This window comes from Mangrovibacillus sp. Mu-81 (assembly GCF_036867415.1).
GTDB lineage: Bacteria > Bacillota > Bacilli > Bacillales > Bacillaceae_B > Rossellomorea.
On sequence record NZ_JBAJHU010000001.1, the window covers coordinates 129544 to 147739 of the forward strand.

Here is an 18196-nt window from a genome sequence, read left to right on the forward strand (position 1 = left end):
TCGTTTTACGGAAAAGTATATCTAAATATTTAGATAATTAGTCCTTAAAGGAGTCACGTAATGTCAACTCTCATTACAAACGCCACAATTATAACGATGGATGATGATGATGCAGGTATCATCCAGGGCAGTGTGTTGGTGCAAAATGGACTCGTAAAAGAAGTGATCCCCCACAGCCCTGGGAGTGAACCCCCAATTCGAGCCAATGAAACAATCGATGGATCTGAAATGATTTTAATGCCTGGTATGACAAATGCTCATTATCATTCCTATTCGAATCTGTTAAAAGGAACAACGAGCCATTTTCCATTGGAAATATGGTCCCTTTATACAACAGCATATGGTTATTCACTTGATGATGAAGATATTTACAATGCAGTACTTTTAGGTTTAATAGATATGATTAAAAGCGGTGTTACCAGTTGTATTGATCACTTTCCGCATATCAAAAGATCAGAGGCTGCACTTAAAGCATATGAGGCTTCATCGATTAGAGTCGGATTTGCTCCCATGATGCATGATGTACCTGATCATCATTTTCTTCCAGTTGAGTTGCCGAGCGACAGAAAGAGAAAACTAGACGAAGCAACACCGATACCAGTTGAAGAAATGAAAGCGTTTTATCACACTCTTTTCAACAACTGGCATGATAAAAATAATCGAATTCAAATTTTAATCGGTCCAAATGCTCCGCAGCGATGTTCCGAGGAAATGCTGGCGTTATGTAAAGAATTAAGTGAACAACAAGGGGCATTTGTTCATACGCATCTTCTCGAAACAAAAATTCAAAAGGAAGTCGGGGATTCTGTATTTTCGGGTGGGATAATTGGCAGACTGAGGGATCAACAATTGCTTTCAAGAAAGTTGTCCGCCGCCCATTCCATTTGGATTGAAGATGATGAGGCAGAGGTGTTAGCTGAGCATGGTGTTTCTCTTGTTCATAATCCTGTCAGCAATATGATGCTTGGCAGCGGGAGAGCGAACGTATCATCTTATCTGCAAAAAGGAATGAACGTGACCTTGGGGACAGATTCCTCCAATTGCGGGATCTCCCATAACCTTTTTGAAGCAATGAGAATAGCTGTTATGCACAGCCGGCAAGAACATTCTCAATTCCAAGAATGGCTGAAACCAATAGATGTGTTGAAAATGGCTACAATTGGCGGAGCACATTTATTGGGTGAAGAGAAAAAGCGCGGAAAAATAAAACAAGGTTATGAAGCGGACCTTGTTTTACTAACCAAACGCTCACCTGCTTTGGCTATGAACGAAAATCTTATCTCTCAGCTTGTATATTACGAGAATGGGAATTCGATAGAATCGGTCATGGTCAAGGGAGAATGGGTTCTCAAGAATCGCAACATTGTTACATTCGATGAAGAGGCGGTACTCCAAGCAGTAAAGGGAAAACATGAATCCCTTGTTGAAAAAAGCCAGGCAAGTATTCAATTGGCGAATGAATATGAGCCGTATTTCACCAATATGTATAAAAAATTTCATCATCATCTTGGGGAGAGAAAAGCTGGCAGCAGGTTGGATGCTGCTCATGAGCAAGGAATGCCTGAAGAAATTAAAACTTAGTAAAAGCCATATAAAAAGGAGGAGAAAAGATGAAAAGTATAACAAAGGATTTTACGCTTATTTCCATATTGCTCATTCCCATTGGTGTTGCCGTTAATGTAGTTGCTGGAGAATTGGTTGAATTATTAAAGATCCCTCTCTTCTTAAATCAAATTGGCACGATGATTGTTGCGATGGTAGCTGGTCCTTGGGTTGGGGCAGTAACTGGAGGGGTCTCCAAACTAATATTCGGGATATTCAACCCTACTCAGTTGGCGTTTATGCCGGTTGCGATGGCTTCAGGAATTGTTGTCGGTCTCATGGCAAAAAAGGGGATGACAAAAAATGTTTGGAAGGTTGCCTTTACAGGTTTTATTGTGGCAATCGTTGCCATATTAATCGCTACCCCGACAACGGTTATCGTGTTTGGTGGAGCTTCAGGAACTGGATCAGATACGATCACTGCCGTCCTTTTAGCTTCAGGCAAAGAAATATGGACAGCAGTATTTACACAGAAGATATTTGTTGAAAGTATTGATAAAATCCTTTCGATCATGGTTGCCTATATGATTGTTCGGAAGATGTCAGATCAATACCTGTCAAAACAAAAATACGGTCACTTATATCTTAATACTCACAATAATAAAAATACTAAAATTGGAGCTTAAAAGCATTTCATAAAGGTATGGGGTGAAGATGTTGATAAATCTGCGGTCACTGCATCACTCACCCCATTATCTCGTACAAGAGGGCTTGAAAGCATTCATCCGATTCTTTCCATGAATCAGTGGAATATGAACCTTACTATGATAGGGGAGATACACATATGGAAAAACTAAGAAGCTTCATTCTAAATCTTTATCCAACTACTAAATTCTTGTTTGTCGCCTTTTTGATGATGACCCCGTTACTGTTTCCAGGTTATATCTATTCCTATTTGGTTCCCGTGCTGTGTTTAATTATTGCAATGGCAGCTGGAAAAACAAAGCTGTACGCAGACTTCGTCTTAAAAGGATTGATCCCGATTGTTGTCATGATTTTTCTTTTGCAATCATTTTTCTATCCGGGAGATACCATCTTATGGTCCTGGAGCATATTCTCCATTAAACAAGAAGGAATCAATTTCAGTTTACAACTAACCTCCAAAATATTAGCAGTGGGATCTGCCATTGTGTTATTTTTTCAGATTACCAAAATTAATGATTTATCACGGGCATTAGAATTAATGGGCGTTTCGCCAAAAGCGACCTATGTCCTTTCTGCCGCACTGAATATTATCCCCGAAATGAGGCTGCAGTTACTGCGGATTATGGATGCACAAAAAACCCGCGGTGTTGAAACGGAAGGAAGCCTCAGTATCCGAATGAAAGCATTTGTACCAGCATTAACCCCGCTGATCTTGTCTTCATTCTCAAGCACAGACGAGAAAGCCATCACGTTAGAATCCAGAGCGTTTACAGCCCGGGCCAAAAAGACAAGCCTGCACCATTTAGAAAAGAAGAAGAGTGATCATTTGGTAAGAGCAGTGTTAGTGATTGTATTTGTTTCAATCTTGATCTGGAGGTTTTTCTTATGAGTGGAATTGAAATTAGGAATCTATCATACCAGTACCCTACCGGCAGTGAAAAAGTCCTGGATGATCTGAATCTTACGATTGAAAGCGGGAAGTTCTATGCGCTCGCCGGCGTGAACGGCGGAGGGAAGACAACGCTCTGCAATGTGATCCGGGGATTCATTCCCCACTTTTTCAAGGGAGAACGAACTGGAGAAGTGCTGATTGATGGGAAGGATGTTCAAGATTGGGATCCAAGTGACCTTGCTCAGAAAGTGGGGTTTGTGTTTCAAAATCCATTTACCCAGATCAGCGGCGTGAAGGAAACGGTCTTTGACGAGATCGCTTTCGGACTGGAGAACCTGGGGGTGGAAGTGGACGTCATCAGACAGAAAGTTCAAGACATCATTCAATTGCTGGGCATCGAGTATATACAGAACAAAAACCCGAATGAGCTGTCAGGCGGACAAAAACAACGGGTGGCTTTAGCCTCGATTATCGTAATGGAGCCGGATATCCTCATTTTTGATGAACCAACATCACAGTTGGATCCACAAGGTACGGAGGAAATATTCAGGGTAATCGATATCATGAAGAAAAAAGGAAAAACAATTATTTTAGTAGAGCACAAGATCGAGTTAATTGCTGAATATGCGGACTATGTGATCGTTCTTCAGGATGGACAGATTAAGAAACAAGGAAGAACGGAAGAAGTGCTTTCTGAAGAGGATACACAGGACTATGGTTTAGGATTAACCCAGTATACGCTATTAGATTTAGAAATGCGGAAACACAAAATGCATACAGAAAGAGTACCCATTACTGAAAGAGACTCCGTTCAAGTGATGAAACAATGGATCGAATTACAAGGGGTGAAATCATGAGCTATTTAACTTTAAATGACGTTACCTATTGTTATCCTAATGGTTTTAAAGCTGTTGAAAATGTCAGCATGTCTTTCGAAAAGGGCGAATCAGTAGCCATTGTTGGACAAAATGGTGCCGGTAAAACGACAACAGTGAAAATGATGAATGGATTAACAAAGCCTACACAAGGTGATGTGATCATCGACGGTTTGAATACAAAAGATTATACAACAGCTCAGATATCTAAAAAGGTAGGTTATGTCTTTCAAAACCCTGATGATCAAATTTTTCACGAAAATGTAAAAAGTGAAATCAGGTTCGGGCCTAAAAACCTTGGATTTTCAGAGCAGAAGATTGAAGAAAACGTCACGAAGGCAGCAGAACTGACAGGGATTGTGTCATTCTTAGATATCCATCCGTATAACTTGCCTTATTCCATGAAGAAATTTGTCACGATTGCCTCGGTCATTGCGATGGATACAGATACGATTATCCTGGACGAGCCAACAGCTGGTCAAGACTCTCAAGCCATTAAGAGACTGGGGTACATTATTGATTCATTGGTTCAAGAAGGGAAGACGATCATTACCATTACACATGATATGGAATTTGTCGTTAATAACTTTGAACGTGTCATCGTGATGGCAAATAAGAGAGTAGTTGAGGATAATCACAAGCAAGATATTTTCTGGAATCTTGGTGTCTTGGAAGAAGCGATGTTAAAACAGCCTCATATCAGTCGGTTATGTAATACATTAAATTTCAATGAAAAAGTATTAGATATAAATCAAATGATAGATGTACTAAAAAAAACATCAGGTAAGGTAAAGGTTACTCTCTAAAATGAAACTCTCTAACGACAAAAAATAGAGGAGAATCGAAATGAAAATTGGTATTATACATGCAACTTGTAATGCTGTACCGCCTTTAAATGCAGCCTTTAAACGACTGGCACCAGAAGTAACGGTTTTAAACTTTGTTGATGAAAATATCCAGTATCATGCTAACCAAATTAATGGAATCGATGACAAATCATTTCGGGATTTTGTCAATATGGCCGGTAAAGCACAGGAAGCGGGAGTGGATGCGATTATCGTAGCGTGCACCGTACTCACCCCTGTAGTGGATTCTGTTAAGCCATTTATATCAGTACCGATCTTTGCGGTAGATCGCCCTATGCTAGAAAAGGCAGTTACTCATTATACAAAAATAGGCGTTGTGGCAACGACTGCACCATCCGGACCAGCAACAAAAGCCCAATTAGAGAAGCTTGCCAATGAATTGGGGAAAGAGGTTGAAGTGGATACGCAAATTAATACGCAGGCTATGACAGAATTGAAGGCTGGTAATGAGGAAGAACATAATCATCTGAATCGTCTTGCGGCAGTGGAATTGCAAAAAAGAGGATGCGAAGTAATCATTCTTGCCCAGATCACACAGGCATTTGCAGAAGTTGAAACGAGTACATTAGGACTCCCGGTGTTAACAAGTCCGAAAGAAGCGGTAAAAGTGGTCATCAGTGCATTAGAACGGGATAAAGTAAACGCTTAGTTACGGAAATATACAAAAGTGAGAACTGATCAGTTACAGTACTTCCTTGAAATAATTTCAAAACAAAAAGGAGAGATTTCAATGAAAGTAAGTTTTATTGGATTAGGCGTAATGGGCACCGGTATGGCATTAAATCTTGCAAAAGGTGAAAAAGAAGGCGAGTATGATTATCTGGTGTGTGATGCAAATCCACATGCATTAGAGCAATTCAATACACAAGGGATTAAAACCACAACGAATATCTTAGATACAGCAGATAGTGATTATATCTTTCTCTGTCTGCCAGACTTAGAGATTGTAAAAAAGGTTGTAGTCGGAGAGAACGGCTTACTAAAATATATGGAGCCAGGTCAGACGATTGTCGACTTTAGCACCATTAGTTATTTAGGTGCAGTCGGAGTGGCAGAAACCTGCAGAGAGAATGGAATTGAGTATATGGATTGTCCTATTTCCGGTCATCCAAGAACAACTGTCGAAGGAACACTTACGATCATGTGCGGCGGAAATGAAGAACTATTTAACACAGTCAAACCTATGCTAGACCGGATGGGGAAACAGATACTCTACATGGGTGACAACGGGGCTGGACAACTTACGAAGATGATTAATAACTGTGTATTAAATATTTGTTGTGCAAGCTTTAGTGAACTATTACCGGTTGGAGTGAAACTTGGTTTAGATCCAGAGAAACTCGGTGACGTATTAATGACGGCAACTGGATCAAGTTTTGCTTCAAAAACATTGATTCCCAAGGTTTTAGAAGGGAATTTTGAACATAGTTTTTCACTTGAAAGAGCATATAAAGACATGGAAAGTATGAATGAAGTATTAATGAAATACCAAATTCCACTTCCAACCTTGAGTGGAACCATGCAAACGTATCAACTTGCATTACAAAACGGACAAGGTGATTTCTACAAACATGCAATGATCTGTTACTTTGAAGATTTATTGGGTGTAAAGGTACGTAAAAAGAACTATGAAGAAGCAGAAGCTGAATTGGTAAAGTAATACATAGAAACATAGGATGGGGGTGAATCTATTGCGCTTTGGTGTTATTGCAGATGATTTTACCGGTGGCAGTGACATCGCTTCTTTCTTTGTAAAAGGCGGACTTAGTACAGTTTTATACACTGGAATACCTGAAATTGATGAGGTTCCGAAGGCAGAGGTATGTGTAATTGCCTTAAAAACACGTACTCAAAATTCAAAAGACGCTGTTAAAGATTCACTCGAGGCGATCGCCTGGTTAAAAGAGCAAGGTGCACAACAGTTTTATATAAAATATTGCTCTACATTTGATTCTACACCTGAGGGAAATATTGGACCAATTTGTGATGCAGTATTGGAAGAGCTGGAAGTTCCATATACAATTCTTTGTCCTGCACTTCCGGTAAATGGACGTATTGTTAAAAAAGGATGCTTATATGTAAATGGAGTTCCATTGCATAAGAGTCCGATGAAGGATCATCCGCTTACACCAATGTGGGATTGTGATCTGGTTCATTTAATGGATGCACAAAGCAAATTTCCCAGTATGAAAATGTCAGACGCTTTATACAAGGAAGAAGTAAATGAACGAATTACAAGAATAACAACACAAAGTAAGCATTCGCATTTATATATCATACCAGATTACGAGAAAGAAGAAGACGCGGAAAAGCTGGTACAGTTATTTGGAGAACTCAAACTACTAACTGGTGGAAGCGGCCTTGCCTATCCATTGGCGAAAATGTATAAGGAAAATGCGGAAGCGGATAGATTTGAACGTTCTCATTCACCTGCGTTACTATTAGCAGGAAGCTGCAGTGAGGCGACTCGAAACCAGATTACAGAATATCAAAGATCAGGCGGTAAAACCTATTTTATAGATCCTCTTAAATTGATTTCCGGTGAAGAATCGGTCGAGAAGATTTGGAATGTGATTTCTCAAAACAAAGAAGAATCAATCCTGGTATACAGCAGCGACACACCTGAGAATGTACGGGATATTCAACAAAAAGGGAAAGAAGAAGTTGCAGGAAGATTAGAAAAAGCAACTGCAGATTTAGCAGAACTTGCTGTTCAAGCTGGGTTTCACAGAATCATTGTTGCAGGCGGAGAAACGAGTGGAGCTGTGGCAAAAAAGCTTGGATACAAGGGATACCATATTGGGGATAGTATTTCACCAGGAATACCTATCATGATACCAATAGAAGATCATCGTATTCGAATGGTGTTTAAAAGCGGAAACTTTGGAAAATCTGATTTTTTCCTTCAAGCCTTATCTTTAACATAAGAGAGAAGTGGTAAATATGGAGCAAACATTAGATCAGAAGATTAAAGGTGCTATTTGGGTTGCCAAAAGTCTCTTTCAACGTGGTAAAGCAAGCGGGAGTGTTGCGAACCTAAGTTTTCTGCATGAAGACAAAATGTATGTTACTGCTACTGGAACATGCTTTGGAAATCTGAAACCAGAGGAGTTTGCTGTACTGGACATGGATGGAATGCAATATGATGAAATAAAACCAAGCAAAGAATGGCCGTTACATTTGTCGGTATACAAAGCAAAACCAGATACTGGTGCAGTTCTTCATGTGCATAGCACGTATAGTGTGCTTTGGAGTTGTCTGCCTGGCCTAAATGAATCGGATTGTATGCCGGATCATACTCCATACCTGAAAATGAAACTGGGAACCGTTGGCTTAATTCCTTTTGAAAAACCTGGTAGTCAAGAATTGTTTAACGTTTTTGAAAAACGCGTACATGCAAGTGATGGATGGATGTTGAGCCATCATGGCCCAGTAGTACCAGGAAAAAGTATCATGGACGCATTTTTTGCTTTAGAAGAATTAGAGGAAAGTGCGCACATTGCCTGGGAGCTTCGAAAACTAAATACAGAGCTTCCATAAGAGGATATCCTTATAAAAGTAATGGGGCTTTAATTGAATAAACGCCATAAAAAACCGGTCAGAGGCACATCAGCCACTGACCATTTTTTTATGTAAAAAAGATTCTTTTTCGCCTGAGAATAGCTTAACCATATCGCTTGTTAATTAGACGTTTGTACTTCATAACAAAATTTGTTATCGACCGAGCTGCTTTTTTCTGCGAAAGAGTGTTTTATATACACGATTGAGTGTCATAAGTTAAGCGCTTTCATTTAACCTATTCAAGTGTCGAAGGGTTCTCTTTACAATAGGAAGTAAGAATGGAAGGGGGAAGGAACATGACAGTGAATAAAGTGATCAGGGTCGGCTTGATCGGGCTCGGCGGCATGGCGGATGCCCACCGGAGGATGATCTCTGAACTGGAGCAGCTCCGTTTAAGCGCATTATGCGATGTGAACGAGGAACTTCTGCATAAGGTGGGAGAGGAAGAGGGGATCGGGAAAGAGAAGCGGTTCGATGAGATGGAGTCGCTCATCCGGGATCCCGATGTTGATGCCATCATTTCGATTGTACCGAATGATTTGCATGCGAGCGTATTGGAGCTGTGCATCCGACATCAGAAACCAATCATGGCAGAAAAGCCGTTCACCTTGAATTTCAAGGAAGCGGAATATCTGTCGGAACGCTATGAGAAGACACCGATTCCGTGTATGGTCGGATTTTCTTACCGTTATATACCGGCTTTTCGATATGCGAAGCAGCTGCTAGAAGAAAACAAGATCGGTACCGTCCGGCATATGGAGGTCCGCTATCTTCAGTCGTTCGGTGCGCCGATCTTTGAAGTCCCCTATTTATGGAGGTTCAATAAGGCGGTTACCGGTACGGGGGCCTTGGGTGATCTCGGTGCCCATATGATTGACAGCGCAAGGTTCCTTGTCGGGGAATTCAAATCAGTATCTGCGTTAATGAGAACCTTTGTCTCTGAGCGCAGGGATCCGGCAAGCGGCAGCATGCACAAAGTGGAAGTCGACGATTACGCCAGTTTCCACGCGGAGCTTGAGCATGATGTGGTGGGCACATTCGTTACGACGAGGAACGCGATCGGTTCGGGGAACCAGCATGAAGTGACATTGTACGGGGATATCGGGACGATACACGTCAATTGTGAAAAACCGGATGAAGTCCGAATCAGTTTAGTTGATGGGAAAGAACTTCAAACAACAAATGAGATCCTGGAGGTTCCGCCTGGCTATAAGCGTCAGCAGCTGGAGGACTTCACCGCTTTAGTGACCGGTCAGAAGCAAGAAGGGATCCCAGATTTCCATGATGGCTATCAAAATCAAAAAGTGCTGGAGCGTATTATCGAGTCAGCTGAAACGGGTCAGTCCGTAAACATAGATGAATAGAAAGGAGACGTTTATGAGTAATCAAAAAGTAAAGATTGCCGTCGCCGGCGCAGGTTCATTTGCGGATTTGTGGTATCTTCCCATTTTGAAACGTCATCCTTCCGTCGTGGTTGAGGCCATCTGCAGTCGAAAAGGAACGAATGCAGAAAGACTTGCTGCCAAGTACGATATACCGTCGAGCTTCAATTCCTATCAAGAAATGCTGGAAGAAGACATCGACGGAGTCTGCATCGTGACCCCGAATGCAAGTCATCATGACATTGCCGTGCTGGCTGCAGAGAAGGGTATCCATGTCATGTGTGAAAAGCCATTGGCGATGGATGCCCGGCAGGCATATGCGATGTGGGAAACGGCAGAACGAAACGCCATCATCCACGGCGTGAATTTTACGTACCGGGAGAACCCTGCCGTCGTCAGGTTGAAGGAACTGATTGAAGAAGGATTGATTGGCATGGTATATGAAGGAAAGTTCGAGTATTCCGGTGATTACGGATTATCTGGGCCGCCGGGATGGCGCGGCACGTGTTCTGCCGGGGGAAGAGGCGGTGTGCTCGCCGACCTCGGTTCGCATCTCATCGACGCAGTCCACTATATCCTCGGTGAAGAAATCGAGGAAGTATCAGCTTCGCTTTCGTGTTTGGAGAACGGCAGGATGAAGAGACTGTGTGAATCAGCAGATGAGGATCGCGCTGCGGATTCCGCCTTCTTCCATGCATCGTTTCCGTCCGGAGTCCGGGGATCCTTTTATACTAGCTGGGTTTCCACCCAGGGAAATCGGAACCAGACAATCGATCTGATGGTGAAAGGTGAGAAAGGGGCGTTGCAGCTTCTTTCCAGTGAGCTGGGGAACAGGCTGAGATATGCACCTTTACGCGGGCCTTGGAAGGATATCAATCTGGAAAACATCGTGCCATGGAACGATGCATCACAGCCTTCTGAAGAACGATTCCGCCCCTGGCGTTCAACGGAAAAGAACGAAATATGGAAATGGGTGGACACCATTCTTGATAAAAAAGAACTGGACAGGCCGACATTTAAAGACGGTTATGCCGTACAGCGGGTGATTGATACCGTTCTCTTATCCGACCAATTAAGAAAAGAAGCAGGCGTAAAAGAACTGGAGAAAATGGAGGAATCACAATGATCAAAGTGACAATCTGGAATGAACATCGACACGAACAAACGAATCCGGCTGTACAGGAGATCTATCCTGCCGGCATCCATCAGGCGCTTGCCGGTTTCCTGCAGGAAGAATTTGAGGTGAAGACGGCCACGCTTGATGAAGCGGAGCACGGGCTGACGGACGACATCCTCAACGAAACCGATGTCCTGATTTGGTGGGGGCATATCGCCCACGACGAAGTGAGTGATGTCATTGTGGAGAAAGTAAAGGAACGGATCCTCGATGGAATGGGATTCATCCCGCTGCATTCTGCCCATAACTCGAAAGTCTTCAAGGTGCTGATGGGAACCAGGACCGGGGAACTGAAGTGGCGCGAAGCCGATGATAAAGAAAGGCTTTGGGTCGTGGAGGAAGGCCATCCAATCGTGAACGGCATCCCAGAAGTCATCGAACTCGAGAAAGAAGAAATGTACGGCGAGCGCTTTGGCATCCCGAAGCCTGACGAACTCATCTTCATCAGCTGGTTCTCTGGAGGAGAGGTGTTCAGGAGCGGCTGTACATATAGACGCGGAAGAGGGAAGATCTTCTACTTCAGACCGGGGCATGAGACGTATCCTACGTATTATCATGAAGACATTCAGCAGGTGATCAGGAATGCTGTTAAATGGGCAAGTCCTGAACAACACTCCCCTGTTCTGAAATTAGGGAATGTCCAGCCGCTTGAGAGCAGGTAAATCAACATGTGAATTGGCAAGGTTAAGCTCTTGCCAATTCTTTAATCAATATAAAAAGGAGGAAGGAAATGAATATTAATCGTAAATTGAAACTGCCCCTGGCCGGTCTGGTCGCCATCAACCTTGCCCTCACATCATTCACGCTGCCCCAAGACGCTGAGGCCAAAAATAATAAAGAGGCCGTGGAAAAAGCACCTGCCAAAAAGAATCTCCCGGCAGAACCGATCTCTGCATTCCTGGTCGACAAATCGAGGTATAATCCCGGCGAACAAGTGAAGCTGTCCCTCTTATTCAACACCGAAAAAGAGTGGAAAGGCGATCTTAAACTTGAAGTCTATCATCTGAATGAGAAGGTGGCAGAAGGAAGCAAGAAGATCCACGTAAAAAAAGGCCTGAAAGGGATTGAAGTGGATTGGACACCGCCGTCAGATGATTTCAAAGGATATTTAGTGAAAGCCTCATTCAAGGGGTCCGACCAAATCGTCACGGCAGCCATCGACGTCTCAAGTGACTGGACCCAGTATCCCCGTTATGGTTACGCAACCGAATTCCCTCAAGAATCGACAGCCGAAAGTGAAAAGAAGATGAAGCAGCTGACCCAGGAGTATTATTTGAATGGTTTCCAATTCTATGATTGGATGTGGCGCCATGATGTATCCGTCTACTCCAAAACCGACAGTGAAGGAAACCCGGTGCTTGATGAGGACGGTAACTTCATCTCGGAAGATATCGATAAAGATACCGCATATAATGACTTGCTTGGCCGAAAGCTTTATCCACTCACGGTGAAGCAGCAGATCGATGCAGCACAGAAATATAATGCAGCAGCCATGGCCTATCAAATGAACTATGCCGCAAGGGAAAACTATGAAGCTTACGGTGTGAAGAAGGAATGGGGACTGTATAAGAAGAATGCGAGTTTCCCAGACCCTTCTTTAAGCGATCAGGAAGGATTCTATTTTGACTGGGTGAACCCGCCGACCGGACTGTACCTACAGGACCCAGGGAACGCCGAATGGCAGGAGTATATCAACCGGGAGTTTGTGAGGGGCGTCAATGAATTCGGGTTCGACGGGATGCACCTCGATCAGTGGGGATTCCATGACAACGATTATCTATATGACTATGACGGCAATAAACGCCACTTCTCGAAAGACTATGATTCTCTCATCAACTCGGTGAAGGGCTCACTGAGCGAAAACAATGATTCCAAGAACTTCGTCACATTCAATATGGTCGGGGGCAACGAAGGATACAGTGACGTACCGCGGCCGTCTACGAAGACCGACTTTGATTACAGTGAAATCTGGCAGGATAAAGATCACTACCGAGACTTATTGAAGGTAGTGGAAGAAACAAGGGAAACGAACGGCGGGAAGGCCGTCGTCATTGCCGGATACATGAACTACAAGCAGGCTACCGGCGAGCATTACGACGTGGCGGATGTAGAAGGCGTACCTAAATCGGAGCAATTCATCTCCCGGATTCAGAAGGTGCCTGGATGGGTCGGGGATTTTGGAATGAAAGATGAAGACCAAATCATCTGGAAGGTCGATGCACCTGAGTCCGGCACCTATACGGTAGACCTTAAGTATGGACATGACAACGGGGAAAGCCCTGTCGGGAAAATTCATGTAAATGACGCTCTCGTAAAAGACTCGATTCCGTTCACTGAAAAGACAGGATGGGGGAACCCGATTGCTGAAACAAGCCTGACAGTCGATCTGCATGAAGGGGAAAATGAAATCAAGCTTTCATTGAACACAAATCAATTATGGCTGAACGTAGACAGTCTCGTCCTTAAAAAAGCAGACTATGAGAAAGAGTATGAAGCAGAAGATGCAGAGCTGATCAGCAGTAAAGTGGATAAACATGGACATGTGTACAATTTTGAGACGGATGGTGATTTCATCGAATTCACCGTTGATGCTGCCAAAGCCGGAACATATCCGGCCCGCTTCCAGTACGGAGTCGAAAGTACAGCGGTCAGCCGCCATCTGTATGTGAATGGGGAACTGGCGAGTGATTCCATCCAACTGGATCCGACAGGCGGATGGGAATCGTTCCAATCCACGGAAGAGACCGCAGTCAAGCTCAAAGCGGGTGAGAACAAGATAAAACTGAAAGCGGAGGGCGTCAATGATACAGGTGCTAAAATCGACTACCTCTCCATAGGAGAAGACCGTTATCAGGCAGAGAAAGCCGAAGTCGGCTGGGAACCATCACAGGAGCCGCTCGTAAAAGTGGATGACGCCGGAGTGACGGACTTCAAACAACAGGGAGACTACATTTCCTTCCCGATGAATGCTGGGGAATCGAAAGAAACAGCCATTTCGGTCAGATATAAAAACCTTGGAGAAGAGACGAAACGAAGCATCTTCGTAAATGGAAAGAAAGCCGGCATCTTGTCGCTGCCTCCGACTGCAGAAGGTCAATGGGGAACAGCGGAAGCATCTATCTATCTGTACAGCGGGGAAAATACCCTTTCCATTCAAATGGAAGGGAAAACAGAAGAATCAGGCATTTCAATTGATAAAGTTGAATCCGGAACCAATGTAATCGAAGCAGAAGAAGCGGAAATCGGCTGGCTTCCGGTCGTTACAATTACAAGTGAGGTATCGATCGACCCGGGTTATACGAATAACTTCGGAAACAAAGGCCAGCGTGTCCTTTTCAACGTCAACAATACTGACGAAACAGATACACTCAGCTTTAAATACAGGACGGCGAACAACCCTCATATCAACATCTATGTGGACGGGGAATTGATCCCTTCCAATAATCAATATGTGGACGGCAAGACGGTTTCCGAAACGGTGTTCTCAAGCACCTCGGGAGGCTGGGACGGAGCCATGGTGGAGAAAACCATCAATGCCAAGGTGTCGGCAGGAGAACATGAAGTCATTTTCGAAATGGCATCAAACGGGGAATACATCAATCTCGACAGTATGACTGCCGGGGGCGTGGAGTATCAAGTCGAGGAAGTTGATTTTGCCCCTGAAGGCCACGGGATCACCACCACTACAGGGCATATCTATGACTTCAAGGATGAAGGAGACTTCCTGAACTTTGCCGTCGAAGTGCCTAAAGCCGGTTCATATGATCTGAAATGGAGATACAACAATGATTCAGCTTCTAAAAGAGAGGCCAAACGTGCAGTCTTTGTCAACAAAGAGAAAGTGGCCGAAATCGTATTTTCAGCTTCTGATGGCTGGGAAGATCTCGAAATGAAGGATATTCAGCTGAAAGAAGGCCGGAATATCATCAGGATGGAAGTCCAGGATATAGACGATGACGGCGTCAAGCTGGATTATCTCCAAATAGGAAATCAGCGGGTACATGCAGAAACAGCAGACAGTTTATCCCCGATGCACATTTATAAGGATACACTGTTGAACTTCGGGCATGCCGGCGATGTAGTGACCTTTGACGTCGATGTCGCTGAAAAAGGGGAAACAAGCTTCATCTTCACGTATGCCAATGCCGGAAGCGATACGGAAAGAACCATCTATGTCGACGGCGAGCCAGTCCTTGATGAGAACGGAAACCCGTACAAAGTCGTCTTCAAAAGCACCGGCAACATCGATTCATACAGCGAAGACGGATATGTCGTACTTCCTGAGATATCGGCAGGGGAGCATGAAATCACGCTGAAGCAGGAGGAAGGACAACAAGGAACGATCCACCTGCGGCGCATGACCATCGGATTATTCGACGAACCTTCCGTCCGCCTGATGGACGCCGGCCTCGCCGCCATGGGTGCGACCCATATCGAAATCGGCACCGCCGAAAAATTCGACGAAGGGCCAAACATGCTGGCTCACGAATACTATCCGAACCGCAGCAAGAAAATGAGCGGATCACTCAAAGAATCAATGAAAGACTACTACAAATTCTTCACCGCCTATGAAAACATCCTGTTCGACAGCACCCAGAATAATAAACAAGTAAAAGTCGAGACCGGCGGAAAAGAAGTCAATGTGAGTAACAACGGCGAGCAGAACAGCATATGGTCCATTGTCAGAGATAACAAGGATAATAAAGGTTTTGAAGATTATGAGGTCGTTCACCTCATCAATCTATTAAACAACGACTCTAATTGGAGAAACGCAGCTGCTAAACCTGAAACTCAAAAAGAGCTGACGGTCAGACACCCGATCGGACAAACAGCAGAAGAACTGCCAGATTTGAAAGTCTATGCAGCAAGCCCTGACAAACGAGAAGGGATGATGCAGGAACTTGAGTACAGCTGGGATCAGGAAGAATTGGTCATTACTGTTCCGAGCTTGGAGTATTGGGAGATTCTTGTGATTGATCGTGATGGGGTAGAGGTGGATAAACCTTCGAAGATTAAGATTAAGAAGTAAAAGCTTTGGTGGAATATTGTAAAAGAAAGCAGCAGCTTACCGGTGTAAGCTGCTGCTTTCTCTTCGGATGCGCGGGGTATATCTCGCGCTTCTATTGATTGCTCTTTACTCCAAACTCCCTGCATAATCCTCCTTCACCCATTACGTAAGCGACCCATCCTGATTGATCTTATATCGCAGATCCGCTTTCTGGAGCCCTTCGATCATCAGTGGCTGCAGCTGACTCAACTTCATATTGCTTTCTTCTATGTAGGTCGACAGGATTTCATGATGATACGTATTCGACTGAGATGAGGAAACGAGATAGTCGACGGCTGCCTGCTTGACCACGTACAGTTCCATTGTTTTGGTGTGGAGATCGTTAAAATTTCTTGGCGGCTTTAGGTCCATGAGTTTTAGGTAGTTTTGTTTAAGCATGATGTCTGTCTCATTGACTTGCACCTTGAGGGAACTCAGGTCTCCGTTTGCTTCATTTACTTTTGTCATCAGCTGTTTGAAACTTTGGTCGCTTGAGCTGAAGTATTGTTCACGCTCCTGCAGGTAGGTTCTGATCTTCTGGTCGTGGTGGATGTACAGTTCATTATAAAGTTTCATGGGCAGGCCGCTGGCAAACAGGGCGATCAGGACGAGTCCAATTGCGCCCCAGGACCACTTTGGAGGCTTCTTGTTTCTTGGCCGATACCGGTCATCATTCCAGTAATCTCTTTCAGCGATAGGCATTCTTGATTCCTCGATTTATTCTTTTCTAGTAAAATACTCCGTTTATTTTAACATAATATTACATTTTATATTACTTAATTCTCATAAACTGCGGTTGTTCTCTGCAATAATAAGAAGTACTATATAATTAACATAAATTAGTAAGAGAGGGATAGGATGACTACTACAAGTAAAGTGAAATATGTTTCAACCACCGCACTTTCAAAAGAATTAAAAACGAATGTAAAGGAAACGTTTAACATTTTCCTTGCTAATGGATTGATTAATAGAGTGGATGATCAATGGGTGTTAACCGAAAAAGGTAAGCAATTAGGCGGCACAATTAAGAGGCATCCCAAAGTTGGAGAATATATTGCATGGGATGAAATGATAAAAGATCACAGCATGTTTAAAACTGATCGTAAGGATGAACTTCTAAATATAACTGCTTTGAGTAAACTCTTTGAGGTTTCAAAGCTTAAAATGAATCCAATCCTGTCTGAACTTGGTTTTATTCAAAAGGGACTCAAAGGCTGGACAGTAACGAAGCTTGGGCTAAGCTTAGGCGGGAAACAGTTTGAATACGATAAAACAGGTGTGCCCTATGTAAACTGGCCAACCAGTATATTGCAGAATAAGAGACTGGTAGAAACCATGAAAGAGCTGCAGGGAAATGATACAGAAGAAGTGACTCAGGCTGCCAATCATAACCCTTTAGAGTTTAGAGAAAAGTTCGAAGCTAAACACAGAGCGGCTGATGGTCATTATGTTAGATCGAGAGCAGAGATGCTAATCGATAACTGGTTGTACATGTCCGAAATTGTGCATGCATATGAAAGGAAACTACCGGTTGAGGAAGACGTATACACTGATTTCTATCTGCCAGTCGGTAAAGTATACATAGAATATTGGGGAATGGAAAACGATCCTAAGTATGCTGCAAGGAAACAAGATAAGTTAAGGATTTATCACAAGTATGACTTTAATTTGATTGAGCTGCGTGATACTGATATTCAGAACTTAGATGATATTTTCCCTAAGAAGTTATTAATGTTTGGGATTAAGGCTTATTGAAAAATATTGAATAGTATTGATTGGGAGTGCAGAGAATATCGCCTGTTTTCTACTGCGACTTACAAAATAAAGTAAATGTAATAAAATTATTTGTAAATACGTATTGGACGTTAATAATTAGAGGAAAATAAGGTGTTATGTGTATTGCATGGACCCCGAGCTGAGGCAGTATTTTAAAGAGTGGTTTAGAGAGTAATCGGGAGAGTCGTATGATTGTTTATACTAATAAAGATTTCAAAGATACTAATCCAAGAGAACAGTCTATATCGAAATGAGAGCAATTAAATTAAAGAAGTTTCAATGATCAACCCTTCTTGATAATTTACTTGAAGGATGCATTATCATTTTCTAAGTATGATAAAGAAATTATTGTAAATGAAGAAAAATGTTGTGT

General features: G+C 43.1%; 15 protein-coding genes. 14 read left to right on the top strand and 1 reads right to left on the bottom strand.

Annotated features, from left to right (window positions below; genetic code table 11):
• Window positions 1–60 precede the first annotated feature (60 nt).
• From V6B33_RS00630 to V6B33_RS00690, 13 genes are all read left to right on the top strand, one after another.
• The gene (locus tag V6B33_RS00630; RefSeq protein ID WP_334215808.1) at window positions 61–1581 is read left to right on the top strand and encodes an amidohydrolase family protein; all 1521 of its coding nucleotides are present in this window, start codon (window positions 61–63) and stop codon (window positions 1579–1581) included.
• Window positions 1582–1610: 29 nt separating this feature from the next.
• A complete protein-coding gene (locus V6B33_RS00635) occupies window positions 1611–2228 on the top strand; it encodes an ECF transporter S component (RefSeq protein ID WP_334215809.1) in 618 nt (205 codons plus the stop codon).
• A gap of 158 nt (window positions 2229–2386) precedes the next feature.
• A complete protein-coding gene (locus V6B33_RS00640) occupies window positions 2387–3136 on the top strand; it encodes an energy-coupling factor transporter transmembrane component T family protein (RefSeq protein WP_334215810.1) in 750 nt (249 codons plus the stop codon).
• On the top strand, window positions 3133–3996 hold the full coding sequence (locus tag V6B33_RS00645; RefSeq protein WP_334215811.1) for an energy-coupling factor ABC transporter ATP-binding protein: 864 nt from the start codon (window positions 3133–3135) through the stop codon (window positions 3994–3996). The genes V6B33_RS00640 and V6B33_RS00645 overlap by 4 nt, the downstream gene beginning before the upstream one ends.
• A complete protein-coding gene (locus tag V6B33_RS00650; RefSeq protein ID WP_334215812.1) occupies window positions 3993–4820 on the top strand; it encodes an energy-coupling factor ABC transporter ATP-binding protein in 828 nt (275 codons plus the stop codon). Before V6B33_RS00645 ends, V6B33_RS00650 begins: the two co-directional genes overlap by 4 nt.
• A gap of 40 nt (window positions 4821–4860) precedes the next feature.
• Window positions 4861–5529, top strand: coding sequence for an aspartate/glutamate racemase family protein (locus V6B33_RS00655; RefSeq protein WP_334215813.1), 669 nt, complete (start codon window positions 4861–4863; stop codon window positions 5527–5529).
• A gap of 81 nt (window positions 5530–5610) precedes the next feature.
• Window positions 5611–6540: an NAD(P)-dependent oxidoreductase gene (locus V6B33_RS00660; RefSeq protein ID WP_334215814.1), complete on the top strand. Its 930-nt coding sequence runs from the start codon at window positions 5611–5613 to the stop codon at window positions 6538–6540.
• A gap of 31 nt (window positions 6541–6571) precedes the next feature.
• Window positions 6572–7807 (top strand): 3-oxo-tetronate kinase, encoded by a 1236-nt coding sequence (gene otnK / locus V6B33_RS00665; RefSeq protein ID WP_334215815.1) that lies wholly within the window; start codon window positions 6572–6574, stop codon window positions 7805–7807.
• 16 nt (window positions 7808–7823) lie between these two features.
• A complete protein-coding gene (locus V6B33_RS00670) occupies window positions 7824–8420 on the top strand; it encodes a class II aldolase/adducin family protein (protein ID WP_334215816.1) in 597 nt (198 codons plus the stop codon).
• A 317-nt stretch (window positions 8421–8737) separates the two neighbouring features.
• On the top strand, window positions 8738–9805 hold the full coding sequence (locus tag V6B33_RS00675) for a Gfo/Idh/MocA family protein (protein WP_334215817.1): 1068 nt from the start codon (window positions 8738–8740) through the stop codon (window positions 9803–9805).
• Window positions 9806–9818: 13 nt separating this feature from the next.
• Complete coding sequence (locus tag V6B33_RS00680) at window positions 9819–10949, top strand: Gfo/Idh/MocA family protein (RefSeq protein WP_334215818.1); 1131 nt, start codon at window positions 9819–9821, stop codon at window positions 10947–10949.
• Complete coding sequence (locus V6B33_RS00685) at window positions 10946–11662, top strand: ThuA domain-containing protein (protein WP_334215819.1); 717 nt, start codon at window positions 10946–10948, stop codon at window positions 11660–11662. The genes V6B33_RS00680 and V6B33_RS00685 overlap by 4 nt, the downstream gene beginning before the upstream one ends.
• A gap of 68 nt (window positions 11663–11730) precedes the next feature.
• Window positions 11731–16029 carry a glycoside hydrolase family 66 protein gene (locus V6B33_RS00690; protein ID WP_334215820.1) on the top strand — a complete coding sequence of 1433 codons (4299 nt, stop codon included), beginning with the start codon at window positions 11731–11733 and terminating at the stop codon, window positions 16027–16029.
• Window positions 16030–16170: 141 nt separating this feature from the next.
• Here V6B33_RS00690 and V6B33_RS00695 read toward each other — a convergent pair whose 3' ends face one another.
• Window positions 16171–16749 carry a hypothetical protein gene (locus V6B33_RS00695; RefSeq protein ID WP_334215821.1) on the bottom strand — a complete coding sequence of 193 codons (579 nt, stop codon included), beginning with the start codon at window positions 16747–16749 and terminating at the stop codon, window positions 16171–16173.
• Between the two features lie 156 nt (window positions 16750–16905).
• Between V6B33_RS00695 and V6B33_RS00700 the strand changes: the two genes are divergently transcribed.
• Window positions 16906–17802: a glycerol kinase gene (locus V6B33_RS00700; protein WP_334215822.1), complete on the top strand. Its 897-nt coding sequence runs from the start codon at window positions 16906–16908 to the stop codon at window positions 17800–17802.
• The last annotated feature ends 394 nt before the right edge of the window (window positions 17803–18196 follow it).